General features: G+C 62.8%; 26 protein-coding genes and 1 pseudogene. 17 read left to right on the top strand and 10 right to left on the bottom strand.

Features of this window, described 5'->3' with window-relative positions:
* Positions 1-58: 58 nt before the first annotated feature.
* Positions 59-1,855 carry an acyl-CoA dehydrogenase C-terminal domain-containing protein gene (locus ACM5SV_RS22795; protein ID WP_012755966.1) on the bottom strand — a complete coding sequence of 599 codons (1,797 nt, stop codon included), beginning with the start codon at positions 1,853-1,855 and terminating at the stop codon, positions 59-61.
* Positions 1,856-2,125: 270 nt separating this feature from the next.
* On the opposite strand from ACM5SV_RS22795, the gene ACM5SV_RS22790 reads away from it, so the two are divergent.
* From ACM5SV_RS22790 to ACM5SV_RS22760, 7 genes are all read left to right on the top strand, one after another.
* Complete coding sequence (locus tag ACM5SV_RS22790) at positions 2,126-2,827, top strand: SDR family NAD(P)-dependent oxidoreductase (protein WP_012755965.1); 702 nt, start codon at positions 2,126-2,128, stop codon at positions 2,825-2,827.
* A gap of 86 nt (positions 2,828-2,913) precedes the next feature.
* On the top strand, positions 2,914-3,279 hold the full coding sequence (locus ACM5SV_RS22785; protein WP_012755964.1) for a VOC family protein: 366 nt from the start codon (positions 2,914-2,916) through the stop codon (positions 3,277-3,279).
* A 326-nt stretch (positions 3,280-3,605) separates the two neighbouring features.
* The gene (locus ACM5SV_RS22780; RefSeq protein ID WP_222016342.1) at positions 3,606-7,415 is read left to right on the top strand and encodes a peptidoglycan-binding protein; all 3,810 of its coding nucleotides are present in this window, start codon (positions 3,606-3,608) and stop codon (positions 7,413-7,415) included.
* 314 nt (positions 7,416-7,729) lie between these two features.
* Positions 7,730-8,653: a sulfite exporter TauE/SafE family protein gene (locus ACM5SV_RS22775; RefSeq protein ID WP_003556284.1), complete on the top strand. Its 924-nt coding sequence runs from the start codon at positions 7,730-7,732 to the stop codon at positions 8,651-8,653.
* Entirely contained in the window at positions 8,653-9,453 is an 801-nt protein-coding gene (locus tag ACM5SV_RS22770; protein ID WP_128408057.1) for a TIGR02186 family protein, read from the top strand. The genes ACM5SV_RS22775 and ACM5SV_RS22770 overlap by 1 nt, the downstream gene beginning before the upstream one ends.
* A 201-nt stretch (positions 9,454-9,654) precedes the next feature.
* Positions 9,655-10,212, top strand: coding sequence for a dihydrofolate reductase family protein (locus tag ACM5SV_RS22765; RefSeq protein WP_012755961.1), 558 nt, complete (start codon positions 9,655-9,657; stop codon positions 10,210-10,212).
* Positions 10,213-10,360: 148 nt separating this feature from the next.
* On the top strand, positions 10,361-10,942 hold the full coding sequence (locus ACM5SV_RS22760; protein WP_003545252.1) for a transglycosylase SLT domain-containing protein: 582 nt from the start codon (positions 10,361-10,363) through the stop codon (positions 10,940-10,942).
* A 32-nt stretch (positions 10,943-10,974) separates the two neighbouring features.
* On the opposite strand, the gene pdeM is transcribed toward ACM5SV_RS22760, so the two are convergent.
* The 3 genes from pdeM to ACM5SV_RS22745 all read right to left on the bottom strand — a co-directional run bounded on the left by pdeM (position 10,975) and on the right by ACM5SV_RS22745 (position 15,039).
* Positions 10,975-11,700, bottom strand: a complete 726-nt coding sequence (gene pdeM, locus ACM5SV_RS22755) for a ligase-associated DNA damage response endonuclease PdeM (RefSeq protein ID WP_032996226.1) — start codon at positions 11,698-11,700, stop codon at positions 10,975-10,977.
* A gap of 43 nt (positions 11,701-11,743) precedes the next feature.
* Entirely contained in the window at positions 11,744-14,254 is a 2,511-nt protein-coding gene (locus ACM5SV_RS22750; RefSeq protein ID WP_128439620.1) for a ligase-associated DNA damage response DEXH box helicase, read from the bottom strand.
* Positions 14,255-14,406: 152 nt separating this feature from the next.
* On the bottom strand, positions 14,407-15,039 hold the full coding sequence (locus tag ACM5SV_RS22745) for a YitT family protein (RefSeq protein ID WP_128439621.1): 633 nt from the start codon (positions 15,037-15,039) through the stop codon (positions 14,407-14,409).
* A gap of 132 nt (positions 15,040-15,171) precedes the next feature.
* On the opposite strand from ACM5SV_RS22745, the gene ACM5SV_RS22740 reads away from it, so the two are divergent.
* Both ACM5SV_RS22740 and ACM5SV_RS22735 read left to right on the top strand, forming a co-directional pair.
* On the top strand, positions 15,172-15,672 hold the full coding sequence (locus tag ACM5SV_RS22740) for an RrF2 family transcriptional regulator (protein ID WP_003545245.1): 501 nt from the start codon (positions 15,172-15,174) through the stop codon (positions 15,670-15,672).
* Between the two features lie 22 nt (positions 15,673-15,694).
* On the top strand, positions 15,695-16,156 hold the full coding sequence (locus ACM5SV_RS22735) for a carboxymuconolactone decarboxylase family protein (RefSeq protein WP_017992858.1): 462 nt from the start codon (positions 15,695-15,697) through the stop codon (positions 16,154-16,156).
* Between the two features lie 387 nt (positions 16,157-16,543).
* Here ACM5SV_RS22735 and ACM5SV_RS22730 read toward each other — a convergent pair whose 3' ends face one another.
* Both ACM5SV_RS22730 and ACM5SV_RS22725 read right to left on the bottom strand, forming a co-directional pair.
* On the bottom strand, positions 16,544-17,179 hold the full coding sequence (locus tag ACM5SV_RS22730; RefSeq protein WP_012755954.1) for a YitT family protein: 636 nt from the start codon (positions 17,177-17,179) through the stop codon (positions 16,544-16,546).
* A gap of 211 nt (positions 17,180-17,390) precedes the next feature.
* Positions 17,391-18,323 carry a class I SAM-dependent DNA methyltransferase gene (locus tag ACM5SV_RS22725; protein ID WP_128408214.1) on the bottom strand — a complete coding sequence of 311 codons (933 nt, stop codon included), beginning with the start codon at positions 18,321-18,323 and terminating at the stop codon, positions 17,391-17,393.
* Between the two features lie 201 nt (positions 18,324-18,524).
* Here ACM5SV_RS22725 and ACM5SV_RS22720 point away from each other — a divergent pair, with 201 nt between their 5' ends.
* The 3 genes from ACM5SV_RS22720 (at position 18,525) to ACM5SV_RS22710 (ending at position 20,722) form a co-directional block, all read left to right on the top strand.
* Positions 18,525-18,791 carry a DUF6460 domain-containing protein gene (locus tag ACM5SV_RS22720; RefSeq protein WP_003545236.1) on the top strand — a complete coding sequence of 89 codons (267 nt, stop codon included), beginning with the start codon at positions 18,525-18,527 and terminating at the stop codon, positions 18,789-18,791.
* A gap of 1 nt (position 18,792) precedes the next feature.
* Positions 18,793-19,290, top strand: a complete 498-nt coding sequence (locus tag ACM5SV_RS22715) for a CAP domain-containing protein (RefSeq protein ID WP_128408215.1) — start codon at positions 18,793-18,795, stop codon at positions 19,288-19,290.
* 85 nt (positions 19,291-19,375) lie between these two features.
* Positions 19,376-20,722, top strand: a complete 1,347-nt coding sequence (locus ACM5SV_RS22710) for an MATE family efflux transporter (RefSeq protein WP_017992852.1) — start codon at positions 19,376-19,378, stop codon at positions 20,720-20,722.
* On the opposite strand, the gene ACM5SV_RS22705 is transcribed toward ACM5SV_RS22710, so the two are convergent.
* Together ACM5SV_RS22705 and ACM5SV_RS22700 are read right to left on the bottom strand one after the other, a co-directional pair.
* Positions 20,698-21,786 (bottom strand): quinone-dependent dihydroorotate dehydrogenase, encoded by a 1,089-nt coding sequence (locus ACM5SV_RS22705; RefSeq protein ID WP_017992851.1) that lies wholly within the window; start codon positions 21,784-21,786, stop codon positions 20,698-20,700. The two genes, ACM5SV_RS22710 and ACM5SV_RS22705, sit on opposite strands and share 25 nt — an antisense overlap.
* Positions 21,783-22,136 (bottom strand): DUF952 domain-containing protein, encoded by a 354-nt coding sequence (locus tag ACM5SV_RS22700; RefSeq protein ID WP_012755948.1) that lies wholly within the window; start codon positions 22,134-22,136, stop codon positions 21,783-21,785. The genes ACM5SV_RS22705 and ACM5SV_RS22700 overlap by 4 nt, the downstream gene beginning before the upstream one ends.
* Positions 22,137-22,312: 176 nt before the next feature.
* Here ACM5SV_RS22700 and ACM5SV_RS22695 point away from each other — a divergent pair, with 176 nt between their 5' ends.
* From ACM5SV_RS22695 to ACM5SV_RS22675, 5 genes are all read left to right on the top strand, one after another.
* On the top strand, positions 22,313-22,711 hold the full coding sequence (locus tag ACM5SV_RS22695) for a hypothetical protein (RefSeq protein ID WP_113547958.1): 399 nt from the start codon (positions 22,313-22,315) through the stop codon (positions 22,709-22,711).
* A 92-nt stretch (positions 22,712-22,803) separates the two neighbouring features.
* A complete protein-coding gene (locus ACM5SV_RS22690; RefSeq protein ID WP_012755946.1) occupies positions 22,804-23,451 on the top strand; it encodes a response regulator in 648 nt (215 codons plus the stop codon).
* Between the two features lie 122 nt (positions 23,452-23,573).
* The gene (locus ACM5SV_RS22685) at positions 23,574-24,251 is read left to right on the top strand and encodes a S24 family peptidase (protein ID WP_128439622.1); all 678 of its coding nucleotides are present in this window, start codon (positions 23,574-23,576) and stop codon (positions 24,249-24,251) included.
* A gap of 11 nt (positions 24,252-24,262) precedes the next feature.
* Positions 24,263-24,973, top strand: a complete 711-nt coding sequence (locus ACM5SV_RS22680) for a thermonuclease family protein (protein ID WP_128439623.1) — start codon at positions 24,263-24,265, stop codon at positions 24,971-24,973.
* A gap of 102 nt (positions 24,974-25,075) precedes the next feature.
* Entirely contained in the window at positions 25,076-25,489 is a 414-nt protein-coding gene (locus ACM5SV_RS22675; RefSeq protein ID WP_012755943.1) for a tellurite resistance TerB family protein, read from the top strand.
* Between the two features lie 32 nt (positions 25,490-25,521).
* Here ACM5SV_RS22675 and ACM5SV_RS22670 read toward each other — a convergent pair whose 3' ends face one another.
* Positions 25,522-26,397 carry a transporter substrate-binding domain-containing protein gene (locus tag ACM5SV_RS22670; protein WP_012755942.1) on the bottom strand — a complete coding sequence of 292 codons (876 nt, stop codon included), beginning with the start codon at positions 26,395-26,397 and terminating at the stop codon, positions 25,522-25,524.
* A gap of 272 nt (positions 26,398-26,669) precedes the next feature.
* Positions 26,670-26,789: pseudogene (locus ACM5SV_RS22665) on the bottom strand (IS110 family transposase); the annotation flags it as partial.

The following is a 26,789-nucleotide window of genomic DNA, read 5'->3' as shown; positions in this document are numbered from 1 at the left end:
TCGAGCCACCGGTCTCGACCCGTCCTTCGGACCCCCGCTGGGGAGAAGAGGGACACAATCAAAACGCTTCGGCGGCCAGTTCCATCATCGTGTCGGCGCCGGCTTCGATGCGGGCCTTGCGAAGCGCGGTTTCCGGCATCAGGCGTTCCATGAAGAAGCGGGCGGTGACCAGCTTGTTCTTCAGGTACTCCTCGCGGGCGGCATCGCCGGATGCAAGGCCGTCCTCGGCGGCCTTGGCCATCTTCGCCCACATATAGCCGAGAATGACGAGGCCGAAGAGGTGCATGTAGTCGGTCGAGCCGGCGCCGGCATTGTCGGGTTTGGCCATGGCATTCTGCATGAACCACATGGTCGCGCCCTGGGCATCGTTCAAGCCCTTCTTCAGATGCTTGGTGAAGAAGGAGAGCTTTTCGTTGCCGCGGTTCTCCTCGCAGAAATCGCCGATCTCCTTGAAGAGGGCCATCGCGGCGCGGCCGCCGTTCAGCGCCAGCTTGCGGCCGACAAGATCGAGCGCCTGAATGCCGTTGGCGCCCTCATAGATCATGGCGATGCGGGCATCGCGCACATACTGGCTCATGCCGTGCTCTTCGATATAGCCGTGGCCGCCGAAGACCTGCTGGGCCATGACGGCATGATCGAAGCCCTTGTCGGTCATCACGCCCTTAAGGATCGGGGTGACGAGGCCGAGAATATCGTCGGCCGTCTGGCGCTCCTTCTCGTCGCTGGCGCGGTGAGCGATATCGGACTTCAGCGCGGTCCAGAGCAGGAAGGCGCGGCCGGCCTCGTTGAAGGCGCGGATGGTCATCAGTGTGCGGCGAATGTCCGGATGGACGATGATTGGATCGGCCTTCTTGTCGGGCGCCTTGGGGCCGGACAGCGAGCGGCCCTGGATGCGGTCGCGGGCGTAGCTGGCGGCGTTCTGATAGGCGATCTCGGAAATGGCGATGCCCTGCAGGCCGACCATCAGGCGGGCCTCGTTCATCATCACGAACATGGCGTTGAGGCCGCGGTTTTCGGCGCCGATCAGGAAGCCGGTCGCCTCGTCGTAATTCATCACGCAGGTGGCGTTGGCGTGGATGCCCATCTTGTGCTCGATGGCGCCGCAGGAGACAGCGTTGCGGGCGCCCGGTGCGCCGTCCTTGCCGACGAGAAATTTCGGAACGATGAAGAGCGAAATGCCCTTGGTGCCCTCGGGCGCACCCTCGATGCGGGCCAGCACCAGATGAATGATATTGCCGGTCAGGTCGTGCTCGCCGGCGGAGATGAAGATCTTCTGGCCGGAGATCTTGTAACTGCCGTCAGCCTGCGGCACCGCCTTGGTGCGCAGCATGCCGAGATCGGTGCCGCAATGCGGCTCGGTGAGGTTCATGGTGCCGGACCACGTGCCGTCCACCATCTTCGGCAGATAGGTGGCCTTCTGCTCGTCGGAGCCGTGGACGAGGAGTGCGGCGATCGCGCCCTGTGTCAGGCCTGGATACATCATCAGCGACATGTTGGCGGCGGAGGTATATTCGCCGACGGCGGTATGCAGCGTATAGGGAAGCCCCTGCCCGCCGAATTCCTCCGGCACCGCAAGGCCGATCCAGCCGCCTTCGCGATAGGCTTTATAAGCCTCTTTGAAGCCCTTCGGCGTCGAGACGCTGGCATCGTCGTGGCGCGTGCAGCCTTCCTGATCGCCGGAATAGTTCAACGGAAAGAGAGCTTCCTCGGCAACCCTTCCGGCCTCACCGAGGATTGCTTCGATCATATCGGGGGTCGCATCGGCAAAACCCGGCAGATTGTTGTAGCGTTCGAGACCCAGCACGTCGTTCAAGACGAAGAGCGTATCGTTCACCGGGGCCTTGTAGACTGGCATCTCTCAAATTCCTCCCATTCGACTGACCGGATCGCGCCGGCCTTGGGCACTGTCTTACAAAATATTGACGTTTGCGTAAACGTCAAAGTCCGCACTTGTGCCGTCTTTTCTTGAAAAAATTCGAGAGCATGAATCCGCGGGCCATAAAGCGCCGAAAGGAGCAAACGCCATCTCATCTTGCTTGTCCATCGCAACGGAGTCACCGCCGGGCAGTAGCGCAAGTCGTTCGGACTTCCTAAGTCTTTCGGACGATTCATCGAGGAAGACATCATGACCGACTTTCCCTATGAGAGTGCGCTGATCGTCGGCGCGGGCTCCGGCATCAGCGCATCGCTTGCCCGGCAATTGTCGGCGCAGGGCGTCAAGGTCGGGCTCGCCGCCCGCAATATCGAGAAACTGCAAGGGCTCATCGAAGAGACCGGCGCCAGCGCCTTTACAACAGATGTCTCGCAACCTGCGAGCGTCGCAGCACTCTTCGAAGAGGCTGCCGCCGCAATCGGCGGGCCTGACGTGGTGATCTTCAATGCCAGCGCTCGTCAGCGCGGCCCGCTCGCAGAACTCGATCCCGCCGATGTCGAGAAGGCGATTGCGACCTCCGCTTTCGGCGGTTTCCTGGTGGTGCAGCAGGCAGCGCGGCGGATGATCCCGCGCGGCCGCGGCGCCATTCTGATCACCGGCGCGTCGGCAAGCGTGAAGGGCTTTGCGCAATCAGCCCCCTTCGCGATGGGCAAGTTCGCGTTGCGCGGCCTTGCCCAGAGTGCAGCCCGCGAACTCGGGCCGATGGGCATCCATGTCGCGCATTTCGTCATCGACGGCGCGGTGCGCTCGCAGATCCGGCCGGACCGGGTGGAGAAGCCGGATGGCACGCTGCTGCCGGAGGCCATCGCCCAGACCTATATCGACGTGCTTCGCCAGCACCGCAGCGCATGGTCGCTGGAGGTGGAAGTCCGGCCCTGGACGGAGAGCTTCTGAGCTCTTGCTATAGACGGATACAGCAACTTTCGCGGCGGCTTCAAACAGGCTAGACTTTGCCGTCAATGCTGGCTGGGAGGACACCAATGCCGCGCCTGGACCACGTCACCATCGAAACCCGTGATGCCCCCGTCATGATCGGTTTTCTGGAAACCTTGCTCGGCGTCAGGGAAGGCTATCGGCCACCCTTCGCCTCGCCCGGCCATTGGCTCTATCTCGACGAGTGCCCGGTCATTCATCTCAGCCTGACATCACGCAGCACCGATTTTCCGCCCGGCATCTTCAACCACGTCGCCTTCAGCCTTTACGAATTCGAGCCGGCGCTGGAACGCATCAAGGCGACCGGCTATCGCTACGAATATTACGATATTCCCGACACCGATCTCGGCCAGGTCTTCGTCTATGGCCCCGAAGGCGTGAAAATCGAGCTGCAATATCCCAGGCCCGCCTGAGCGCAGCGTCGCCATTCGATGTGACGCGTCCGGGGGCAATTGCCGCCAAAAACGGCGTTTTGAACACAAACGTTAAAAAATTCCCATCGACATTAACGGCTTGTTTACCACGTTTCGTGAAAGGTGCGGATTGAGCAGTAGCGATCCGCATTCCTTTTCCCAGTCTCGCGTTCCCTTAGGATGCCGCTACATCGTTCAGCTTGAGGAAAGTCTAATTGACTATCGTCTTATGAATGGTGCGCTCAGGTCCGCGTAAAGCGGGCAGCAGACGAAAAGCCAAAGATCGAGCTCTGACGAGGGGTCGAGCAGTCGAAGCGAGCAAGAAGATGAACGGATCGCGATCAAATCCTTCCCGACAGTCCGACAGGACCTCGCTCGATGCGCTGAACCGCACGATCGAAGGGCTGGAGGCGCGCATCGAAGGGCTGATGGGCAGCGGGCGCGAACAGCGGCCGCGCACGGCAGCGGCCGAGCGCGATCCTTATGCCGCTTCCCATGCTCCCCGGCCCGCAAAGGCCCCGCCCGAGCCGCGGCCGGATCCGCTCGCCGAAATCCGTCAACGCCAGCGCGCGCTTGAAGCTAGCCGCGAGCGGCCTTATGCACGCGAACAGGCCCCGCAGCTTCGTGAACCTGCGCCTCGCGCCGCTGCCCCAGTGCCGGCGCCGGCCTTGCGCGCCGGCAACGACACGATGACGGAGATCGCCCAGGCGCTCGTCAACCTGCGGCAGGACCTGAAGCGCGACATTTCCGAGGGCGTCACCCGCGAGATGAACGCGTTGCGCGCCGAGCTGCGCGAAATCAAAACAAATGCCGGAGACGGCCGTTTCGCCGACGACATGCGCGCCGATATGGGCCGCCTTGCCCAGAGCATCACCCAACTGACCGGCCGCTCCGTCGCACCGGAGGCCACCGGCCTTCGCGAGGATTTCGAAGAGCTGCGCTCGCTGATGGACGGGCTGGCGCGCGAGGATTCGCTGCGCCATATGGAAAACCGCTGGGACGGTTTCGAAAACCGGCTTGCGGCGCTCGATACCGAGGGGCTGCAGGAAGAGCTCGTTTCGCTCGCCTATCGGCTCGACGACATCAAGCGCCATATCGGCGGCATGGGCGAGAGCCCGGCCGTTCGGGCGCTGGAAGACAAGCTGATCTCGATCGCCACGGCGATGGAGCATTTCGGCAATATGATCCAGCCGCACGACCGGGTGATGTCCGAACAGTTCGCCGCCATGGATATGCGGCTCGACGAGATCAGCCGGGCAATCGCGGCAAGCGGGCGCACGGCCACCACGAATGATCCGGGCCTGATGCAGCGGCTGGAAAATCGGCTGGAGGCGCTGGCCGATCAGATCGACCTGATGAGCCATGATGCGGCCAGCCGCGTGAACCCGGCCGACGAGCTGGCGATGCGGCTGGAGGCGCTGACGGGACGCGTCGAGGAGATGACGAAGGCGGAAGCGACGTCGCGGCTCGACGAACGGCTGGAACATCTCTCCTATCTGCTGGAGCGCACGCAGGAGACGGCGCCGCAGGCCGACCTCACCGGCACGCTTTCCGACATTTCCCGCAAGATCGACGCGCTTGAGAACGGCGCCGTCAACGACGTGCTGGCGCAGCGGCTCGACCATCTTGCCCGGCGTATCGACGAGATGGCCCATCAGCAGCAGGCGCCGGCACCGGCCGCGGTAGTCGACGACAGCGCCTTCCAGCGTCTCGAAGGACGGCTGAGCGACATTGCCGCCCGGCTCGAAGAGAGCACATCGGCACCTCCGACCGATCCGCACGCGCTGAAGAACCTCGAAGACCAGATCGCCAATCTGTCGGCGCTGATGAGCGCGCCGCGCGAGAGCGCTGTAATACCCCCCGAATTCGACCAGCGCATGGGCGCGATCGAAGACTATATGGCGACGAGCGACGAATATATCATCGAGGCCGCACGCCAGGCGGCAGAGGCCGTGGTCGAAGCCTATTCGCGTCATGGCGGCCCGCAGGGTGTCATGCCGGCCGCCGACATGTCGGCGCTGACGGCGCTGGCCGAGGATCTGCGCCACCTCGAGGATCTCAGCCGCGATAGCGAGGAACGCACACACAAGACTTTCCAGGCGCTGCACGAGACGCTGGTGCATATCGCCGATCGCCTCGACGGCATGGAAGATCGCGGCCGGCCGCTCGCCCAGATGCCGGTCGCCGACGTCGATTTCGATGTCGATCCCTATGCCCTGATGGTGGCCGAAGCGGAGATGAACAGGACGCCGGCCGCTGCCCCGACAGCGAAGGCTTCTCCTGTTATTCGCACGGCCGAGGTCGCCGCCGAACCTGCCGCCCCGGCACAAGCCACCGCCCCGGCACAAACCAACGCCATGAGCGGAACGAGCGCGATCGCCATCGAAGCCGCGACCAGGACGACGGAGGCTGCGACAGCGGCACGGACACAGGCCCCGGCGAAGGCCAGCCTGCTCGCCAGCCTCGGCAAGCGGCTGCTGCCCGGCAAGAAAGCCGAGAGCCGGGCGACCGAACGGCCGATGATCGACCCCGCGCCGTCGATCGATCCCACCGACGTGGTGCCGACGGATGCGGCAAACGAATTGCTCGAGCCGGGCTCGGGCGCACCTGACGTGAAGAAGATCCTTGAACGGGTTCGCGCCAGCCAGAGTGCGGCACGCGGCAAGCCTGCCGGCGAAACCGATCGCGCCGATTATATCGCTGCTGCGCGCCGTGCGGCGCAGGCGGCCGCGATGGAGGTGGATGCCAATCCGAAACAGGCAGCCGTCAAGGCCGAGAAGAAGGGCGCAAACGCCGACAAGGCCGGCAAGGCTTCCGACAAGACGGGCAAGACCAGCGCCTTTTCGCGCTACCGGCGGCCGATCCTGCTGGCCGTCGGCGCCGTGCTGCTCGCGATCATGGCCTTTCCGCTTGCCCGAACGCTGACGAGCGGCGAGCGCGCGCCGCAGCCGCCAGCCGAAGTCTCGGCGCTGACGGGTGCTGCGGAAAACCCGGCGCCGGCCTTGCCTGAGGCGACACCTGCCCAGCCGGATGCCGCCGCTCTCGGAACGACCGCTCCGGCAGCCGAAGCTGTCCCGCCCGCTGCCGAACAGGCGCAGCCGGAAGCAACCCCACCGGCCGGCGGCGACCATCTGACCGATATGACACCGCTTGACGGCGAAGGGGCAGCGACCCTTGCCCCTCCCGCTCCGTCCGGCGCGGCACAGGAGACATCGGGCTTCGTTCCGAACGCCCCGGCTGCGGCGGCACCCGCACCGGCCATCACCATTCCCGACACCGTCCAGCCGAAATCGCTTGCCGATGCGGCGAGCAGCGGCGATACGCTGGCGCTGTTCGAGATCGGCGCGCGTTATTCGGACGGCCGCAACGGCATGGCGGTCGATCAGAAGCAGGCCGCAGGCTGGTACCAGCTTTCGGCCGACAAGGGCTTTGCGCCGGCCGAATACCGGCTCGGCAGCATGTACGAGAAGGGCAACGGCGTCGAACGCGACATCACCAAGGCGAAGGGCTTCTACGAACAGGCGGCTAACCAGGGCAATGCCAGCGCCATGCACAATCTCGCCGTGCTCTACGCCTCCGGCGCGCTTGGCCAACAGGATTATGCGACGGCCGCCTCGTGGTTCACCAAGGCAGCGAACCTCGGCATCACCGACAGCCAGTTCAACCTGGCCATCCTCTGCGCCCGCGGCAACGGAGTCCCGGCGGATCTCGAAGAGTCCTACAAGTGGTTTGCGATCGCCGCCAAGGGCGGCGACAAGGATGCGGCGCAGAAGCGCGACGAAGTGGCCAAAGCCATGAAACCCGACCAGCTCGAACGGGCGCGCGCCAAGGTCGATCTCTGGAAACCGGAGCCGGTCGACCACCGCACGAACGCCATCGACATTCCCGACGAATGGGCAGGCACCGGCGCGAAGACGGCGAGCGTCGACATGAAGAAGGCGGTCCGCAACATCCAGGCGATCCTCAACAATAACGGCTTCGACGCCGGCGTGCCGGACGGCGAAATGGGCGCGAAGACCGTGACCGCGATCAAGAACTTCCAGAAGTCGGTCGGCCAGGAGCCGGACGGCAAGGTGACCGATGCGACCGTGAAGGCGCTGCTCGAACGCAACAAGCAGGCCGGCAAAGCGATCTGAGGCGCGTCGCATCGACGCGGGATCGTCTCGACCCTTTCTTCCGGGCAATGAAAAACGCCTGGCGGCACTATGCCGCAAGGCTTTTTCCAATTTTGCCGCAGCCTGTCACAAAACCTGAAAAAAGCCGGATTATGCCGGACATATCGATCCGCGCATTCGGCGAATCCTCTGCCACCGATCTCTCCGCCAATCTCTATGGCTAATCATGGGGCCGATCGAAAGCCTCTGGCAACGATTTCACAGTATGGTGCGCATTCGAACGGGGACGTGACAAGAAACCGCCCGGCAGGAGCGGTCATCATTCGGGGTCGGCTGTGACAATCTATCTGCCCATCGCAGAATTGTCGGTGAACATTTTCATCATTCTCGGCATGGGGGCGGCCGTCGGATTCCTGTCTGGAATGTTCGGCGTCGGCGGCGGCTTTCTGATCACGCCGCTATTGATCTTCTACAACATTCCCCCGGTCGTCGCGGTCGCGACCGGCGCCAACCAGGTTGTGGCGTCGTCGATATCGGGCGCGATCACGCATTTCCGGCGCGGCTCGCTCGACGTCAAGCTCGGCACGGTGCTGCTGGTCGGCGGCCTTACGGGTGCTACGGTCGGCATCTGGATCTTCTCGCTGCTGCGCGCCATCGGCCAGCTCGATCTGATCATCTCGCTGATGTATGTCGTCTTCCTCGGCACAGTCGGCGGACTGATGCTGCTCGAAAGCATCAATGCCATGCGGCGAGCAGCGCGCAACGAGCCGCCCGCACCGCGCAAGCCCGGCCACCAGCACTGGGTGCACAAGCTGCCGCTGAAGGTGCGTTTCAAGAAATCGAAGATCTATCTCAGCGTCATTCCGATCGTCGCACTCGGCTTTGCAATCGGCATCCTCACCTCGATCATGGGTGTCGGCGGCGGCTTCATCATGGTGCCGGCGATGATCTACCTGCTGCGCATCCCGACCAATGTGGTCGTCGGCACCTCGCTGTTCCAGATCATCTTCGTGACCGCCTATACGACGATCGTGCAGGCGGCGACGAACTTCTCCGTCGACATCGTGCTTGCCTTCATCCTGATGGTAGCGGGTGTCATCGGGGCACAATACGGCGTGCGCGTCGGCCAAAAACTGCGCGGCGAACAGCTGCGCGCGCTGCTCGGCCTGCTGGTGCTCGCCGTCGGCGTGCGTCTTGCGATCGCGCTGGTGGTGACGCCGGCCGATGTCTATTCGGTGGTGATGGGAGCGGGCAACTGATGCGCCTGCTTGTTTTCGTCATCGCGTTGCTTTGTCTGCTACCGGCGGTGGCCGGAGCGCAGTGGCTGCCGGGGCAGGCAACGGAGGCGGTGCGTGAAGGGCTGGAAATCGGCACGTCGACCAGCGAAATCGCCATCACCTCGGATTTCCACGGCGCGGATTTGACCATCTTCGGAGCGCTCTCGAACACCGACCAGCTACTGCTCGCCGTCGGCCAATATGATGTGGTCGTGGTGCTGGAAGGCCCGCGCGAGGATGCGACGGTGCGCAAGAAGGAACGCGTCTTCGGCATCTGGGTGAACACCCGCTCGATGACCTTCGAAGCGGTACCGCATTCCTATTCGATGTCGAGCTCGCGCATGATCGACGACATCGTGACGCCGCTTGACCTGACCGATCAGGGGATCGGCATCGACCACATTCCGCTTACGCCGGTCGGCTTCGTCGGCGACGGCAGCAATCTCGGCGAGTTCCGCGAGGCCTTCCGGCGGCTGCAGCAGGGCGGCGGGCTTTATGACCGCAACCCGAGCGGCGTGCGGTTCGTTTCCTCCAACCTCTTCAAGGCGAGCCTGCGCCTGCCGGCAAACATTCCGAACGGGGTGCACAGTGTGCGCGCCTATCTGTTCAAGAGCGGCCTTTTCGTGACCGAGAAATCGCTGCCGCTGCGGGTCATCAAGACCGGCATCGAGCAGACGATCACCGATGCGGCGCATGATCAGCCGATCCTCTACGGCTTTGCGGCCGTGCTGCTCGCCGTGATCACCGGCTGGGGTGCCAGCCTGATCTTCCGCAAGGACTGATCCACAGCCAAGGCGCTCAGGATTTCTTCCCGAAACTAGGCTCGGCAAGACGCTGAGCGCGAAGGCCCGCGGCAGCAGCTGCTTGCCCGAATGTTCTGCTTCAAAAAAACCGCTTGCATTTCGCTATCAGTCGACTTAAATTTCAACCAGTTGTTAAACGCAACCAGTTTTAATGGACGGCAATTCAGAAGGAGGATGGAAATGAGAAAGCTTATCGTCTGGAACCTGATGACGCTCGATGGTTATTTCGAAGGCACGAAGCCGTGGGATATCGACTTCCACAATCTCGCCTGGGGGCCCGAATTGCAGCGCTATGCCGAACAGTTCGGTAGGGAAAGCGATCTGCTGGTCTTCGGCCGCAAGACCTATGAGGGCATGGCCTCCTACTGGCCGACCGCCGAGGGCGAAGGTGAGATCAAAACCTATATGAACGGCATCGCCAAGATCGCCGTGTCGCGGACGATGAGCGAGCCCGGCTGGAACAATGCCCGCGTCGTGAGCGATCCGATCCCCGAATTGACCAGGCTGAAGCAGGAGGATGGCAAGACGATCTTGATCTTCGGCAGCGCCGAGCTTGCCGATAGCCTGCTGAAAGCGGGGCTTATCGACGAAGTCAGGGTTTGCCTGGTGCCGGTGATCCTCGGCGGCGGCAATCCGCTTTTCAAACAGGCAGAGGGCCAGCTGCCGCTGAAGCTCATCGAATCCTCGACAACGGAGGGCGGCGCGGTGATCCTGCGCTACGAGCCCGTCAAGGCGTAGGGATTTTGATGCGATGCCGGCCCGGTGGTCAGGCCAGGGTATCCATCCCTGGCCACACAAGGAGGCAGCCGCGGAAGTTCGCATTCGACTAAAAACCGGTTTTTAACATTTACGAGTTAGTAATCTCTCGGAAACGAGAGGTTTTGTCATGCGTACTCGTATCGTTCTGACGGCCGTGGGTCTCGCGCTGCTTGCCGGCTGCGCGACGGCGCCGAAGCAGACGAGGAACATCTGTGCCGTCTTCGACGAGCGCGACGGGCTTTTCTCCAGCTGGCAGAGTGCCGCCGAGCGGACGGAGAAGAAATACGGCGTGCCCGTGCCGATCCTGATGGCGACGATGTATACCGAATCCGGCTTCCAGCCCTATGCGCGGCCACCGCGCACCAAGCTGTTCGGCTTCATTCCCTGGACCCGGCCTTCGACCGCCTACGGTTATTCTCAGGCGCTCGACGGGACTTGGGATCACTATCAGTCGCAGACCGGCAACTGGACCGCGCGGCGGGCGAACTTCGCCGACGCGATCGATTTCATTGGCTGGTATCACTATCAGAACAGCGTGGAGACTGGCATTCCGCTGAACGATGCCTATAATCTCTATCTCGCCTATTATTCCGGGCCGACGGGATACAAACGCGGCGACTGGCGCTCGAACGGGCAGTTGCAGCAGACGGCGCAGAAGTTTGCGCGGATGGCAGGGACGTATCAGCGGCAGCTGCAGGAGTGCGATTGAGTTTAGGTGGTGCCGTCCAAATATGGAGGGCACTACCCCCTCAAGTTCCCATATCTGACCGAATAAATCCGATCCCGCCCCAGCAGATGCGCCACCAGCAAAGCCTTGTCGAACAGGCCCTTCATCGCCTGATGGCCGAGATCCAGACCGCCGCTCATGAGGCCGAAGGCCGGCATCAGCAGGCGGGCGCCGTCGGTGGCAAAGCACGGGCGGCGGACGGATTTCTCGCGGCGGCGGACCGTCGCCGACGGGTGCAGGTGGCCGGCGATCTCGCCGCTTTGCAAGCCGTTCTTCGGCTCGTGCCGAAAGGTCAGGCCGGCATAATACATCTCGTCGGCAGATGTGCCCGGCAGGTCGACGATGCCATCCGGATCATGGTTGCCATTGATCCAGATCCATTCGCGGCCGCGCGCCATCTCGACGATCAGAACGCGAAAATTCTCCGGCAGGTGCTTGGAACCGATGCGGTCGTGGAAATTGTCGCCGAGCGAGATGACGAGCTTCGGATCATAACGCGAGATGACGGCGGCAAGGACGGTCAGCGTTGCCAGCGTATCGTAAGGCGGCAGCATCATGCCGCGGCGGGCGAAGGCTGCGCCCTTTTCCAGATGCAGGTCGGAGACGACGAGCAGGCCGGCATCGGGCAGATAGAGGGCGCCGAGCGGATCGCAGACGGCGGCAATGCCATGGACCGATGTCTCGATGCCTGGTATCGCGGCCAGTCCTGAAATGTCGCGCGCGAGCGCCAGGCGGTTCATCACTTCTCCTATTCCCAAATACGTCAGTCAGGCCCAATTCTCGTCAAGCGAGCGCTTCGGCGATCAGATCGTCCGCCGCTTCGGCGAGCAGTGTATCATGGGCCTCGCCCGGCACCGCCTCGCGTCCGATTTCCAGCATCACCGGCACGGCGAGCGGGGAAATATGGTCGAGGGCGCGGTGGGTGATGTGGCCCCTGATTCGTCTCAGCATATCGCCAAGACGGCCAATATCCAAAAGTCCCGTCGCCGCATCCTGCCGCGTCGCCTGCAGGAGGATGTGATCCGGTTCGTGGCTGCGCAACACGTCGTAGATCAGATCGGCCGAGACGGTGATCTGGCGGCCGCTCTTTTCCTTGCCCGGATGGCGGCGCTCGATCAAGCCTGCAATCACGGCGCAATTGCGGAAGGTGCGCTTCAACAGGAAGGATTCGTCCAGCCAGGCTTCGAGATCGTCGCCGAGCATGTCCTCGTCGAAGAGGTCGGAGAGGTTGAGCCGGCCATTGCGGATCATCAGGCCCATATCCTCGAGGCCCCAGACGGCAAGGGAATAATCGGTGGCGACGAAACCGAGGGGCTTGGCGCCTATCCGCTCCAGCCGGCGGGTGAGCAGCATGCCGAGCGTCTGGTGGGCGAGACGGCCTTCGAAGGGATAGACGACCATATAGCCGCGGCTGCCGCGCGGGAAGGTTTCGATCAGGAACTCGTCGCGCTTCGGCAGCATCGACTTGTCGTTCTGCAGCGACAGCCAGTCGCGCACCTGATCCGGCAAGCGGCGCCAGCGGTCGGGATCGGCGATCATCGCCCGCACCTGCTCGGCGAGATAGGTCGACAGCGGAAATTTGCCGCCATTATAGGAGGGGATCTTCGGATCGAGCGAAAAGGCCTGCGACGCCAAGCACTCATTTTCGCGAATACCCTCGAAGCGCAGCACCTTGCCGGAGAAGACGAAGGTATCGCCCGGCGACATCTGCTCGAGGAAATATTCCTCGACCTTCCCCAGTGTCGCGCCGCCGCGGCCGATCCTGCCGCCCTCGCCGCGCTTGACCATGCGGATATTCAGCATCGGGCTTTCGACGATGGTGCCGAGGTTGAGGCGATATTGCTGGGCGACTGCAGGGTTGGAGACGCGCCAGCGGCCCTCCGCAGTCTTGCGGATACGGGCGTAGCGCTCATAGGTGCGGAGCGCATAACCGCCGGTCGCAACGAAATCGACGATACGCTCGAAGGTCTCCCAGCTCAGATCGGCATAGGGCGAGGCGCTGATGATTTCATCGTAGAGTTCCAGCATGTCGAAAGGTTCGGCGCAGGCCATGCCGAGCACATGCTGGGCGAGCACGTCGAGCGCGCCGCGCCCGACCGGCGGGGTGTCCTGTGCGCCGATATAATTGGCGTCGAGGGCTGCCTGACACTCCATGACCTCGAAACGGTTGGCCGGCACGAGGATCGCCTTCGAGGGCTCGTCCATGCGGTGATTGGCGCGGCCGATGCGCTGGGCAAGACGCGAGGCGCCCTTCGGCGCGCCGACATGGATGACTAGATCGACATCGCCCCAGTCGATGCCGAGATCGAGGGTGGAGGTGGCGACGACGGCGCGCAGCCGGTTTTCGGCCATCGCCGCCTCGACCTTGCGGCGCTGGGCGACATCGAGCGAACCGTGATGGAGCGCGATCGGCAGGTTGTCGTCATTGATCGTCCAGAGCGCCTGGAAAAGCATTTCGGCCTGGCTGCGGGTGTTGACGAAAAGCAGCGTCGTGCGATGTTCGACGAGCTTGTTGTAGACATCGGGAATGGCATATCGGGCGGAATGGCCGGCCCAGGGAATGCGTTCTTCGGTCGACAGGATCGAGATATCGGGTTTGGCGCCGCCTTCGACGACGACGAGGCCGGCATGATGTTCGCCACCCTCTTCCTGGCCGACCAGCCATTTCTGCAGGTCCATCGGCTCGGCGACGGTGGCCGACAGGCCGATGGTCTTGAGGCCGGGGGCAAGGCGGCGGAGACGCGCTAGGCCGAGCGAAAGCATATGGCCGCGCTTGGAGGTGACCAGCGAATGCAGCTCGTCGAGGACGATATATTTCAGGTCCTTGAAGAACCGCTCGGCCTCCCGGTTTGCCAGAAGCAGGGCGACCTGTTCCGGCGTCGTCAGCAGAATATCCGGCGGGTTGAGCTTCTGGCGCTGGCGCTTGGCGTTCGGCGTGTCGCCGGTGCGGTTTTCGACGGTGACAGGCAGGCCCATCTCCTCGACCGGCTTCATCAGGTTGCGTTCGATATCGATGGCAAGCGCCTTTAGCGGCGAGACATAGAGCGTGTGGATGCCGGTGAAGGCCGAGCCCGGCGGGATCTTGCCGCGGCGGGTGAGATCGGTGAGCGAGGGCAGGAAACCGGCGAGCGTCTTGCCGGCGCCGGTCGGGGCAATCAGCAGCGTGCTTTCGCCGGCCTCGGCGCGGGCGAGCAGTTCCAGCTGATGGGCGCGCGGGCGCCAGCCCTTTTCCGCAAACCAGCGGGTAAAGGCGGCAGGAAGCAGGGTACGGGCTTCGGAATCGATCTGGTCCACGCCCTGAAAGTAGTGAAACGCCGGGGAAAGAGAAGAGCGGCCAAAGCATGTCGCGCAAAAGTGTGCAGCGGTTTTGCGATAACGACATGCGTAAAAATAAAGAGCTAAAGCGCGAGGAGCGAATCTGAAAGATCGCGACGCGCTTTAGCAATTCACATGGCGATATAGCGGTCCTTGCGGTGGTTGATGGCAATCGTCAGGTTGAGAACAATCGCGCCAAGCACCGAGCAGGCGATGATGAAGGGGCTAGCGACGAAGAAGGAGAGCGCCAGGATGATACCGTCGAAGCCGAGTTGGACGAAGCCGGCGCGCCAGCCGAAGCGATCCTGGATATAGAGGGCGAGAATGCCGATGCCGCCGAGGCTGGCGCGGTGGCGGAAGAGTGCCAGCATGCCGGCGCCGATGACGAGGCCGCCGAAGAGCGCGCCGGCGATGGGATCGACATGCGCCATGCTGACAAAGCCCGAGATGAATTCCGACAGGACCGAGGTCAGCGCGATGGCCGCGAAGGTCTTGATGGTGAAGGCGAGGCCCAAGCGGCGGAAGGCGAGATAATAGAAGGGCAAGTTCACGACAAAGAAGCAGAGGCCGAAGCTGAAGCCCGTCGCATAATGGGCGAGGAAGGCAAGGCCCGCCGTGCCGCCGGCAAGCAGCCCGGCGCTGGAGAGAAGCGTTACGCCGAGCACGGCGAGCATGCTGCCGGCAACGATGCCCTGGGCGTCGTCGAAGAGCGAATGACGGTCGGCGCTGGAATTCAGAATGCCTGCGAAAGCGTTGGATGCCATGTTGTTCCCCTGTCGGCGTTTCCGTCTTCTATCCGCGGTCAGGATATAGGCAAGTGGCAGCAGAGAGGACACCTCTTGACAGCTGACATAATCATGGATATTTTTTATCCACGAATTGAGGAGGCCATGTGCATGAAGATGGGCGATGGGGTCGAGCAGGCCATTCACAGCGTTGCGATGCTTTCCGGCCTCTCCGAAGGCGGCGTGCTTTCGGCCGCCGCGCTGGCGGAATTCCACGGCGTCTCGACGAGCTATCTGCTGAAGCATCTGCAGGCGCTGTCGGGCGCCGGCATCCTCGATACCGTACCGGGGCCGAAGGGCGGATATCGGCTGGCAAAAGCGCCGAAGGAGATTTCGCTGCTCGACATCGTGCTCGCGGTCGAGGGGTCTGCGCCGGCGTTCCGCTGTGCCGAAATCCGCCAGCGCGGACCGAACCCGGTCTCCGATCGCTTGTTCGCCCAGCCCTGCACCATCAACGCGGCGATGCTGAAAGCCGAACGGGTCTATCGCGCCGAACTCGCCAAGACGAGCCTGGCGGATATCGGCATCGAACTTGCCGCCGTCGACGACGGATCGATCGCAGCTAGGGGCTGCGCCTTCCTTGAAATCCATGAACGCAAGACGGCTCGTTGAGCCATAACAAAGGAGAAAGAGCATGCAACCACGTTTCAATTTCGCCAAAGCCGCTCCCGATGCCTACAAGGCAGTCGCCGCGCTCGAGCAATATGTCCAGTCCTCCGGGCTGGAGCGCCGCTTCATCCACCTGATCAAGCTGCGCGCCTCGCAGATCAACGGCTGTGCCTATTGCGTCGACATGCATGTGAAAGAAGCCCGCCATGATGGACTCTCCGAACAATGGATCAACCTGATGTGCGTCTGGCGGGAATCGCCTGTCTATGACGCCCGCGAACGGGCGCTGCTCGGCTGGGTGGATTCAGTGACCAATATCGCCAAAACAGGGGCGCCCGATGCCGACTACGAGACGCTGAAGGCGCATTTCTCCGAAGAAGAAATGATGAAGATCACGGTGGCGATCGGCGCGATCAACATCTGGAACCGGCTTGCCGTCGGGTTCCGCTCGCAGCATCCGATTGATGCAGCAGCGAAGGCCGCCTGAGATATCTGCTGAGAGGAAATCATCCTTGCAACCGACCCGAAAATCTCGGGTCGGTCGAATATCGGGTCACTCGTGATCCCTGGTGGCCCGTACGGCAACGGCGTCAAACCGATTGCCAGAGAGGTCGACGCTATTGAATAGGTCTCGGACGACTTTCGCAATTTCTTCTGCGGAAGCGCCCTTGGCGTATTCTTCCTGCATACGGCGTCTGACAAGTTTTTCCAAATCTGACATAACTCACCTCATCAAATCCGGCGCGAGATGAGTTTCGCGCCAAGACCGATGACAGGCAAGTTACGTTTTATTTAGAATGGCTTACCGATTGGTAATGTTAGAGCATGTCGCGCAAAAGTGTGCGGCGATTTTGCTACAACGACAGGCGTAAAACTAAAGCGCGATGTAGCGATCAGCGCGGTGATTGATGGCGACGAAGAGGTTGAGGACGACGGCGCCGAGAACCGAATAAAAGACGACAGGCGGCGTGGTGACGAAGAAGGCGGCGGCGAGCACGCACATATCGATGGCGAGCTGGACGAGGCCGGCGCGGATGCCGAACCGCTCCTGCAGGTAGATACCGAGAATGCCGACACCGCCGAGGCTGGCGCGGTGGCGATAGAGCGCCAGCAGGCCGAAGCCGAGCAGCAGGCCGCCGAGAAGGGCCGCCCAGGCTGGATGGATGCTCGAAATGGACAGGAAGCGCGACTGCACGTCGGCAATCACCGAGGTCAGGCCGATGGCGATGAAGGTCTTGATGGTGAAGGCCATGCCGAGGCGCTTCCAGGAGAGATAGAAGAACGGCAGGTTGAGCAGGAAGAAGGCAAGCCCGAAATTGACGCCGAAGGCATAATGCAGGAGGAAAGCGACGCCGGCCGTGCTGCCAGTGAGAAGGCCGGCGCTGGCGAGCACGTAGAGGCCGAGAGCGGCAACGAGGCTGCCGGAGAATATGCCCTGCACGTCTTCGATCGGCGTGTGGCGCGTCGCAGTCGTATTCCAGAAGCCAAGGGCATTGATGAGCTGTGTCATGTCGCCAGTCTCCACGGCAGACGAGTTCAAGAACGCGCTTGGGAAAACCCGGGCGCGACGGAATTTTGGATCATGAAAGGAGCACGAGCGCCTCGGCGTAATATTGCCGGGCTCTCTGCCGATGCGGTGCAGTATCGGGTTTTTCGGTCTTCCGATCAAGCGAAATAGGTAAGCAATGCTGACCTATTAAAAAATCGCAAGAAATGTTCGCTCACGCCGGCTTCTGCGTAAGGAACAGAATGCCGGAAACCGGTTTTCCGCCATCTTTGCGAATGACCGACTTCACGGTCTTGAGGATTTGGAAGCCGTGACGGGCAAGCAACATCCTGACATAGCTTTCCGAATGGGCGTAGCGCAGAGAGGGAGCGAGGTGAAAGCCGTCGCCCTCACCTGCATCCTCGACGGAAAAGGCGATGTCGGCGCCTGATGCAGCGAGTTCTCCGACGATGGCAAAGACGCTCTCGAGATTGCCGAGATACATCAGCACATCGGCTGCCGTCACCAGGTCGGCGCGATGGCGCGCGGCATCGGCAAAGACGCCGGAGAGATCGGGGGCGAGCGAAAGATCGGCCTGGGCGAGACTGTCATAGACATGTTTCTCGGCGGCCTTCGCCAGCATGTTCTGCGAGAGATCGAAGCCTTCGAGGCGGTCGACATTGGCCCGGATCTCCGGGCCGAGCAGGCCGGTGCCGCAGCCGAGATCGACGGCGCGTTCGTAGCGCCTGCCGGTGGAGGCGATAAGCGCGGCCAGTTTCTGCGGGACGCTGTAGTCGAGCTTTTCGACAAGTGCTGATTCGAAACGGTCGGCATAGTCGTCGAAGAGGCGCTCGACATAGCGGCTCGGCGGCCGGTCAGGCACGGCGCCATCACCGAGAAGGGCGAGCTTGAGGGCGGCGCCGAAAATGTCATCGGGACCGAGAGCAAGCGTCCTGCGATAGGCCTCGATCGCGGCTTCACCCCTGCCCGCCTTTTCCAGGTAGGTGGCGAGGCGATACCAGCCGGCGGCCCAGGCAGGCACGAGCTCGAGGGCCTGCTCCATCAGCTCGGCGGCCGCTTCCGGCTCGCCGCCTTCTTCGAGCATCCGGGCATAATCGGCGCGGCGGTCGGCGATGACATCGCCTGAGGAAAGCTGGTGGGGCTGCATCAATGGGCCTGTAGCTCTTTGTTTTATGCATGTCGTTTTCCCGGAACCGCTGCACACTTCCGGGCGACATCCATTGGCCCGCATTTGGCGGCGGCCACAAAAAAACTCAAGTCCTATTTCAGAGGCGAAGCGGCCAATTCCGGAAAGGGCTTGCGGGCGCCGCGCCGCGACCTTATTCCAAGGGCAAACAGGAGATGGCTTATGTCCGATCAGGCGAACAGGTTCCTCGGTGATTCGATCGGCCGTACATTGATAAAGCTTATCGTGGTGTCGCTGATCGTCGGTTTCGTCATGACCGTCTTCGGCCTGACGCCGTGGGGCATCATCTACGGCATACGCGATTTCATCCTGGAGATCTGGTACCGCGGCTTCTCGGCGCTTGGGCGCGTCGGCGACTATCTCCTCCTCGGAGCAACGATCGTCATCCCGCTCTTCATCATCCTTCGTCTTTTCAGCTACCGCCGGTAACATGACATCCATCGATCTTTCCAGGCGCGGCCTGCTGCGCCTTTCCGGACTTGCGCTTGCCGCCGGCATCGCCGGCTGCACCACGACCCCGCGGATGGCCGGCACGCCGTCGGACGGCGAGGACGAGACGGCGAGCGTGCTGCCGCTTGTCAACCGGCTCAGGGCCAAAAACGGCCTGCCGCCACTTACCATCGATCCGGCGGCGAGTACTGCCGCCTTGTTCCAGGCAAAACGCATGGCGAGTGTGGGCAAAATGGCGCATCTCATGGGTATGACCGACAGTTTCGGCGCGCGCGTCAAGGCGAGCGGCGTGCGGTTGCCGGCGGCCGAAAACATCGCGTCGGGCCAACAGAGCGTCGATGCCGTGGTGACGGCCTGGATCAACTCGCCGCATCACCTGGAAAACATGCTCGGACGTTATGGCGGCCTTGGCGTCGCCGTCGCCCACAATACATCTTCCAGGAACCTGCCCTATTGGGCCATGGTGCTTTCCAGCTGAGGTGATTCCGCCGGCAGCAGTTCAAGTGATGCAGCGTCGGTTGCGCGTCTGAAACGACGCGTCGTGCCGTCGCGACGAGGCCGGCATGGATACACGCAGCAATCGCAACGCGCTCGCATTCGACGTGACGCACCGGATGGTGCTGTCGATCGCCCTTCCGATGACGCTCGGCTTCATGACGACGCCGCTGCTCGGGCTGACGAACACCGCCGTCGTTGGCCGCATGGGCAATGCGGAAGCGCTGGCCGGGCTGGCGATCGGCGCGATGCTCTTCGATCTGATCCTCGGCAGCTTCAACTTCCTGCGCGCCTCGACGACCGGGCTGACGGCGCAGGCCTATGGCCGTCATGACCAGCACGAGCAGCAGGCGGTCTTTTCCCGGGCGATGATTTCGGCGCTCGGCTGCGGACTGGCGCTGCTCTGTCTTTCACCGCTGCTAATCACCGGCGGGCTGAGGCTGATGGGGGCGGAAGGAGCGATCGCCGAGGCAACCAGCACCTACTTTTCGATCCGCATGCTGGCAGCACCCGCGGCACTGGCGAATTATGCCATCCTCGGCTTCGTGCTCGGGCGCGGACAGGGCAAGATCGGGCTGCTGCTGCAGGCGATCATCAACGGCATCAACATCCTGCTTTCCATCTATCTCGGCCTGACGCTCGATTGGGGCGTGGCGGGGGTCGCCTGGGGGACCATGGCCGGCGAAAGCGTCGGCGCGCTCGCCGGGCTTTTCATCGTGCTCAGCGGCTTCGGCAAGGCAGCGCGACCGGCATGGTCCGAGGTCTTTTCCCGCCACCGGCTGGCCGAGCTTTTCGCGCTCAACCGCGACATCCTGATCCGCACTTTCGTGCTGATCGGCGCCTTCACCATCATGACGCGGATCGGCACCAGCTTCGGCGCGGTGACGCTAGCCGCCAATGCCGTGGTGATGAATTTTTTCCTACTATCAGGCTATTACCTCGACGGGCTTGCCAATGCCGCCGAACAGATCATCGGCCGGGCGATCGGCGCGCATTACCGGCTGGCCTTCGACCGGGGGCTGAAGCTCACGACCTTGTGGTCCTTCGGGCTGGCGGCGCTCGGCTCCGCCTTCTTCTTCCTCGCCGGCCCCTGGCTGATCTCGGTGCTGACGACCTCACCCGATGTGCGGCAGGCGGCCGAAACCTATCTGCCCTGGGCGGCGGTCACCGGACTGACCGGCGCGCTCGCCTTCGTGATGGACGGGGTCTTCATCGGCGCCACGTGGTCGGCCGACATGCGCAACCGCATGCTGATCTCTTTTGCCGGTTATCTCTTGATGCTCGCGATCTTTGTGCCGCTCTTCGGCAATCATGGCCTGTGGCTGGCGATGAACGCCTTCCTGCTCTTCCGCGGCTTCTTCCTGGCGATGCTCGTCAAGCGACGGGCCGATCAGACCTTTCGCCCTGCCCAGTAATCGACCCTGCTATCGCGCAGCTCGCGGATCGAGGCGGCCTTTTCGCGGTCCAGGAGTTTCGACAGGCCGCGGACGATATCGCCGGCCAAACCGGGGCCCTCATAGACCATGCAGGAATAGAGCTGGACGAGATCGGCGCCCGCCCTGATCTTTTCCAGCGCGGTCTCGGCCGAGGAGACGCCGCCGACGCCGATGATCGGCAGATCAGGGCCGACGCGCTTGCGCATCCTGGCGAGCACCGCCGTCGACTTTTCGAAAAGCGGCACACCGGAGAGGCCACCCGCCTCCTTCGCCTGGCGCTGATCCCTAAGGCCGTCGCGCGACAGCGTGGTGTTGGAGACGATCAGGCCATCGAGCGCATGCGAAAGCGCCTCGGCGGCGATATCGTCCATGCCTTCCTCGGTCAGATCAGGCGCGATCTTCAGAAAGACCGGGATCTTCCGGCCGGATGTCGCCGCCATCTCGTCACGCGCCGCAAGCACTGATGACAACAGCACCGCAAGGCTTTCGCGCCCCTGCAGGTCGCGCAGGCCAGGCGTGTTCGGGGAGGAGATGTTGGCGGTGAAATAGCGCGCGACGGAATAAAAGCGGCGGATGCCGGCGACATAATCGGCGATGCGATCCTCGCTGTCCTTGTTGGCGCCGATATTGACGCCGATCATGCCCCCGCCCGTTAGCGCGGCGAGGCGCCCGAAAGCAGCATCATGGCCTTCATTGTTGAAGCCGAGGCGGTTGATGACGGCTTCATCCTCGACCAGGCGAAAGATGCGCGGGCGCGGATTGCCGGATTGCGGCTTCGGCGTCACCGTGCCGATCTCGGTAAAGCCGAAACCGAGCTTCAACAGCGCCTCCGGCACCTCGGCATTCTTGTCGTAGCCGGCGGCCATGCCGAGCGGATTTTCGAAGGTAAGGCCGGCAACGGTCTGGCGCAGGCGCGGATCGGGGGTGATCTGGCAGGCGGGCACGAGACCGGATTTCAAGGCGGCGATCGACATGCCGTGCGCCGTTTCCGGATCGAACAGGAAGAGACCCTTGCGGGCGAGACGCTTGAAGGGATCGATCATGGCTGCAGCTCCGGAAAGACATGGGCGCCGGCTTCGTCGAGCGGCAGCGGCGCCTCCCAGAGCACGGCGGCAAGCGGCAGATCGGCGTAGAGGTGCGGGAAGAGATCGCCGCCGCGCGAGGGCTCGAAGACCAGCTTGTCACTGAAGCCGCCACCATCGACGGCAATCAGCAGCAGGCCGGACTGGCCGGCAAAATGCAGGGCGGCGGTCTGCTTTACCTGGTCTGCCGTCGAGAAATGGATGAAGCCGTCCTGGAGATCGATGCCGGCGCCATGAAAAGTGCCGGTTTGTCTGGCTTGCTGCCAGAGCGTTTCCGTCACGATCTTGTAAAGGGTCGGTGTCAGGGTCATCATGGCCTCACGATGGGCTGTTCCTTGGTCACCAGGGCTTTGCCGGAAAGAGGCGGCGATGTCCACGCCCCGGCGCCGAAAAACGGGACAGCTGGAACAGAATTAGAGCATGATGTCGTCCGAAAACCGCGCACACTTTTCGGCATCCTGCTCCAGAAAATCCGGAGGATGAGACGATGAAGGCATTCGTTATCACGCTTGGCGTTTTTCTCATGCCGTTGGCGGCCGCGGCGGCCGAAGCCGATGCCGGCCGCTTCCAGCTGGAGAAGAGCGGCGATCATTTCGTCCGGCTCGACCGGCAGACCGGGGCAATGTCGATCTGCCAGGACAAGGACGGCGCCCTCGTCTGCCGGATGGCAGCCGACGAGCGGGCGGCCTATGAGGACGAACTCGACCGGTTGGCAAAGCGGGTGACGGCGCTCGAACAGGGCAATGTCGCCCAGCGCGCGCTGCCGAGCGACGCCGAGGTCGACCGTTCGATCAGCATCATGGAGCGGATGATGAAGAGTTTCATGGGGATGGTGAAGGAGTTCCAGGCCGAGGAAAACACCAATCCCCTTCCGCAGAAGACCTGATCTGATATAGTCGATATGAGCAAGCCGGCATGCAACGCGGAGGGATGGCGTCGCATGCAAGGCATGATCGGGCTCTTGGGAGGGAGTTTTCGATGCACGAACAGACCATCATCATTGCGGACGATCATCCGCTTTTCCGTGACGCACTGCGCCAGGCGGTGATCGGCATGGAAGGCCGGCAATCGATCGTCGAGGCCGGCGATTTCGCTGCCGCGCGCCGGGCCGCCGGCGCCCATGCGGATGCCGATCTGATGCTGCTCGATCTCGCCATGCCCGGCGTCAGCGGCTTTTCCGGCCTGATGGCATTGCGCTCCGAATTTGCCAGCCTGCCGATCGTCATCGTCTCGGCAACCGACGACGCGACGACCATCCGCCGGGCGCTGGAGCTCGGCGCTTCCGGTTTCATTTCGAAATCCTCCGGTATCGACGACATTCGCCGCGGCATCCAGACGGTGCTTGCCGGCGACATCGCCACGCCGGAAAGCTATCGCGACGGGCAGGAGCAGGATCCCGATGTCGCCGACCTGATCCACCGCCTGCATACGCTGACGCCGCAGCAGAGCCGGGTGCTGACCATGCTTGGCGAAGGGCTGCTGAACAAGCAGATCGCCTACGAACTCGGCGTCTCCGAAGCGACGATCAAGGCGCATGTCTCGGCGATCCTGTTGAAACTGGACGTCGACAGCCGGACGCAGGCCGTCATCCAGCTCGGCAAGATCAATATGGCGATGGTCGCCTGAACGATACATTTCCCTTTGGAAACAGGATTTTATTCCTCTTTCATCTTTACTCAGACGGCACGGTCGATTAATATTCGACATGGTTGAAGCGCGGCGTTGAATGCCGCGACGGAATCGCGCGCATGCTGTCACACAACCAGATCTGGGAAGCGCTCGACAGGCTTGCCGAACGGCACGAGCTGACGCCATCCGGACTTGCGCGCCGCGCCGGCCTCGACCCGACCTCCTTCAACAAATCGAAACGGCTTTCCGCCGATGGGCGGCTGCGCTGGCCTTCGACGGAATCGATCGCCAAGGTGCTCGACGCCACAGGGGCGAGCATGGAACAGTTTATGGCTTTCATGCGGCCGGACGCCGGTCTTTCCAAGCAGCCGGCCGGGCAGCAGGAAAACGCGTTTCCGCCGCAAGGCGGCTCCATTCCGCTGCTCGGCTTCGCCCAGGCGGGCGCCGGCGGTTTCTTCGACGATGGCGGCTTTCCGGCCGGCCAGGGCTGGGACGTGGTGGAATTTCCGGCCGCCCCGTCGCAAAAGGCCGGCGTCTATGCGCTGGAGGTGCAGGGCGAGAGCATGATGCCGTTTTATCGCGACGGCGACGTGCTGATCGTCGAGCCGGGGGCGCAGGTGCGCCGCAACGACCGCGTCGTCGTGCGCACAAATGAGGGCGAGGTGATGGCCAAGGTGCTGCTGCGCCAGAGCCCGCGGTCGATCGAGCTGCTGTCTCTCAATCCCGAACATCCCAACCGCACCCTCGAGCTTTCCGACGTCGACTGGATCGCCCGCATCATCTGGGCCAGCCAATAGGAAGATATTCCATGCGCCCTGCCGCCTTCATCACAGGTATCACGGGGATGGTCGTGGTGACCGGCCTGCTGCTGGCAGGCGAAGCAAGGCTTGGCGGCGGCACGGCTGGCGAAGAGACGGCGTCCGCGGAGGAGACGGCAACCGCAGCGGTGGATGCTGCCTCCGACGCCGACGAAGGTGCGGCGATCTCGGACGACCGTGCCGAAATGATCGCTCGCTCAACGGAACCGGCGGCTTCGCCCTCTCCGGCGCCAGGCGACGGGGTGACATCCAGACCGGCCGATCTACCGCAACAAGCCGACACGGCGGCCGGGCAAACAGCGAGTCCGAGCGCGAAAAAGGCGGTGGAGCTGGCGCGGCCGATGGTCGACAATGCCGGCATGCTTTCCTTTGGCGAGCGTCGGCTTCAGCTTGCCGGGATCGTGCCGACGCCGGTCGACAGGATATGCGGGCCGGCGGGCCGGCAATGGCCCTGCGGCATGATGGCGAAGACGGCGCTGCGCCTGTTGTTGCGCAACCGCAGCGTCAGCTGCGATCTCGAGACGGTGGAATGGAAGGACACAGTAACGACTGCCTGCCGGCTCGGCACAGAGGATCTCGGCGCATGGCTCGCCGAAAACGGCTGGGCGGAAGCAGCAGTGGGTTCGCCGCTTACGGCGGCCGCCGAAAAGGCCAGGCAAGCAGGAAAAGGCCTTTACGGCGACGACCCGCGCCGCCATTAAACCGGCAGTCATGACAGCGATCGGACAGTCCCGGATCGGGCCGATCCCTTGTAATGGCTGCCGCCAATTCCTAATCTCGGCTGATCGAAAAAGGAATCAGAGATGAACAAGCCGCTTTCCGCCCATGATGCGCTGATCTACGTGATGGTGATGGCATCCGCCGTCGACAGCACGATGAACGACAGGGAAATGGAAAGGATCGGCCAGTTGATCGGATTCCTGCCAGTTTTCCGGGATTTCGATGACGACAAACTGATTGCGGTGGCGCGCGACTGCGCCTCGCTGCTTGCAGGTCCGGAAGGTCTCGACGTCGTTCTCGAAACCGTGCGCGACACCCTCCCCGCAAAGCTCTACGACACGGCCTATGCGCTGGCCGTCGAGGTGGCATCCGCCGATCTCTCGGTCAAGGCGGAGGAGTTGCGGCTGCTCAGCCTGCTGCGGGACCGGCTCGGCCTCGACAAGCTCACCTGTGCGGCGATCGAGCGCAGCGCGATTGCCCGGTTCCGCAAGGGCTAAAAGCTAAAACGCGTCCCGTGCTTTTAGCGGCTTCAATAAAGCCCGTAGGGAAAGTAGCGCAGATAGATTTCCTGGAGGCGGCCGTTGCGCGACAGCGTGGCGAGTGCGTGGTCGATGGCTGACGTCAGCACGCTGTCCTTCTGCCGCAGCATGATCGTCATGCCCTCGCCGAGGAAATGCTCGGAAAGATAGGGGCCGTCGAACAGCGCGCAGCATTTGGCTGACGCCGGCGAAGAAACCCAGAAGGAAAGCTGCAGCGCATCGGCGAAGGCGGCATCGACCTTGCGGTCTCTGAGCGCCGCCAGCAGGGCGTCCTTTGTGTCGAACGGCTCGGCCTTGAGCGTGGGGAAAAAGGCGGCCAGCATCGCCTCGTGCACCGTCCCCCTGACGACACCGACCGGGTGGCTGGAAAGGGCGGAAGCCGTCTTTCCGTCGAGCGGCACGGCGAGATTGCGCACGAAGCGCGCCGGCAGCATCAGATAGGGTCTGGAGAAGACGAATTGCCGGCGGAGTTCCGGCGTCACAGCAAAACCGGCGATGACGGCATCGCCCTGCGAGGCGGCGAGCGCATCCCTGAGGTCGGCGAAGGGGATCGCCTGGATCTGGCACTTGTCCGATATTTCCAGCTCGCTGCAGATTTCGCGGGCGAGATCGACATTGAAACCGGAGAGCTTGCCGTTCTGATCGGTGAAATTGAAGGGCGGAAAATCGACCGACGTCAGGAAGCGCAATCGCACCAGCGAGGAGAGATCGGGCCTGGCAAGACGTTCGCGCGCATCGAAGAGCAACGGCAGCGAGGGGGACACCTGCTGGGCCGATGCGGCCAAACTTGAGAAAAGCACACCGAAAAACAGGCCGAACGCGAGAAAACCCTTCAGAGTCAGGGATGCCAGCTTGGATTGCATCATCGTGATTGTGATCTCTGGGTTAAGCGCGAAGCATTGCGGCGTTGGCGAGATGTATCAGAGTCATGCTTGGTGGGGAATATGTGTGGGAGTGAGGGGAGCGGATGACGGTCACGAACTCATCGGCCTCGTAACAGCGCGCCACCCTCTGACGTCCCTCATCCTGAGGCGCGGAGGCCAAAGGCCGGAGCCTCGAAGGACACGCCGCAACGCTGCTCCTTGCATTGTCCGACGCGGAATGCCCGCCTCGCCCTTCGAGGCCCCTGCGGGGCACCTCAGCAACCGTGTTGTTGGGGCTGGTTCCATGGGGTTCGTCTTTTAAGAATAGTGTTGATCATGATGATGAGCTTTCGCATGGCGGCGACGATGGCGACCTTGGGCGGTTTGCCCGCGTC

Source organism: Rhizobium sp. CRRU65 (assembly GCF_048551595.1).
Lineage (GTDB): Bacteria > Pseudomonadota > Alphaproteobacteria > Rhizobiales > Rhizobiaceae > Rhizobium > Rhizobium leguminosarum_J.
The sequence above is the reverse complement of the archived record's forward strand: the minus strand, read 5'-3'. Positions and strand labels throughout refer to the sequence as shown.

What these genes read in the sequence shown, in the direction of transcription:
- ACM5SV_RS22790 (WP_012755965.1), top strand. Translation starts at nt 2,126, where the DNA reads ATGACCGACTTTCCCTATGAGAGTGCGCTGATCGTCGGCGCGGGCTCC.
- ACM5SV_RS22765 (WP_012755961.1), top strand. Translation starts at nt 9,655, where the DNA reads ATGAGAAAGCTTATCGTCTGGAACCTGATGACGCTCGATGGTTATTTC.
- ACM5SV_RS22780 (WP_222016342.1), top strand. Translation starts at nt 3,606, where the DNA reads ATGAACGGATCGCGATCAAATCCTTCCCGACAGTCCGACAGGACCTCG.
- ACM5SV_RS22730 (WP_012755954.1), bottom strand. Translation starts at nt 17,179, where the DNA reads ATGACACAGCTCATCAATGCCCTTGGCTTCTGGAATACGACTGCGACG.
- ACM5SV_RS22735 (WP_017992858.1), top strand. Translation starts at nt 15,695, where the DNA reads ATGCAACCACGTTTCAATTTCGCCAAAGCCGCTCCCGATGCCTACAAG.
- ACM5SV_RS22680 (WP_128439623.1), top strand. Translation starts at nt 24,263, where the DNA reads ATGCGCCCTGCCGCCTTCATCACAGGTATCACGGGGATGGTCGTGGTG.
- ACM5SV_RS22770 (WP_128408057.1), top strand. Translation starts at nt 8,653, where the DNA reads ATGCGCCTGCTTGTTTTCGTCATCGCGTTGCTTTGTCTGCTACCGGCG.
- pdeM (WP_032996226.1), bottom strand. Translation starts at nt 11,700, where the DNA reads ATGAACCGCCTGGCGCTCGCGCGCGACATTTCAGGACTGGCCGCGATA.
- ACM5SV_RS22670 (WP_012755942.1), bottom strand. Translation starts at nt 26,397, where the DNA reads ATGATGCAATCCAAGCTGGCATCCCTGACTCTGAAGGGTTTTCTCGCG.
- ACM5SV_RS22690 (WP_012755946.1), top strand. Translation starts at nt 22,804, where the DNA reads ATGCACGAACAGACCATCATCATTGCGGACGATCATCCGCTTTTCCGT.
- ACM5SV_RS22710 (WP_017992852.1), top strand. Translation starts at nt 19,376, where the DNA reads ATGGATACACGCAGCAATCGCAACGCGCTCGCATTCGACGTGACGCAC.
- ACM5SV_RS22720 (WP_003545236.1), top strand. Translation starts at nt 18,525, where the DNA reads ATGTCCGATCAGGCGAACAGGTTCCTCGGTGATTCGATCGGCCGTACA.
- ACM5SV_RS22685 (WP_128439622.1), top strand. Translation starts at nt 23,574, where the DNA reads ATGCTGTCACACAACCAGATCTGGGAAGCGCTCGACAGGCTTGCCGAA.
- ACM5SV_RS22700 (WP_012755948.1), bottom strand. Translation starts at nt 22,136, where the DNA reads ATGACCCTGACACCGACCCTTTACAAGATCGTGACGGAAACGCTCTGG.
- ACM5SV_RS22740 (WP_003545245.1), top strand. Translation starts at nt 15,172, where the DNA reads ATGAAGATGGGCGATGGGGTCGAGCAGGCCATTCACAGCGTTGCGATG.
- ACM5SV_RS22725 (WP_128408214.1), bottom strand. Translation starts at nt 18,323, where the DNA reads ATGCAGCCCCACCAGCTTTCCTCAGGCGATGTCATCGCCGACCGCCGC.
- ACM5SV_RS22745 (WP_128439621.1), bottom strand. Translation starts at nt 15,039, where the DNA reads ATGGCATCCAACGCTTTCGCAGGCATTCTGAATTCCAGCGCCGACCGT.
- ACM5SV_RS22705 (WP_017992851.1), bottom strand. Translation starts at nt 21,786, where the DNA reads ATGATCGATCCCTTCAAGCGTCTCGCCCGCAAGGGTCTCTTCCTGTTC.
- ACM5SV_RS22795 (WP_012755966.1), bottom strand. Translation starts at nt 1,855, where the DNA reads ATGCCAGTCTACAAGGCCCCGGTGAACGATACGCTCTTCGTCTTGAAC.
- ACM5SV_RS22760 (WP_003545252.1), top strand. Translation starts at nt 10,361, where the DNA reads ATGCGTACTCGTATCGTTCTGACGGCCGTGGGTCTCGCGCTGCTTGCC.
- ACM5SV_RS22675 (WP_012755943.1), top strand. Translation starts at nt 25,076, where the DNA reads ATGAACAAGCCGCTTTCCGCCCATGATGCGCTGATCTACGTGATGGTG.
- ACM5SV_RS22715 (WP_128408215.1), top strand. Translation starts at nt 18,793, where the DNA reads ATGACATCCATCGATCTTTCCAGGCGCGGCCTGCTGCGCCTTTCCGGA.
- ACM5SV_RS22785 (WP_012755964.1), top strand. Translation starts at nt 2,914, where the DNA reads ATGCCGCGCCTGGACCACGTCACCATCGAAACCCGTGATGCCCCCGTC.
- ACM5SV_RS22695 (WP_113547958.1), top strand. Translation starts at nt 22,313, where the DNA reads ATGAAGGCATTCGTTATCACGCTTGGCGTTTTTCTCATGCCGTTGGCG.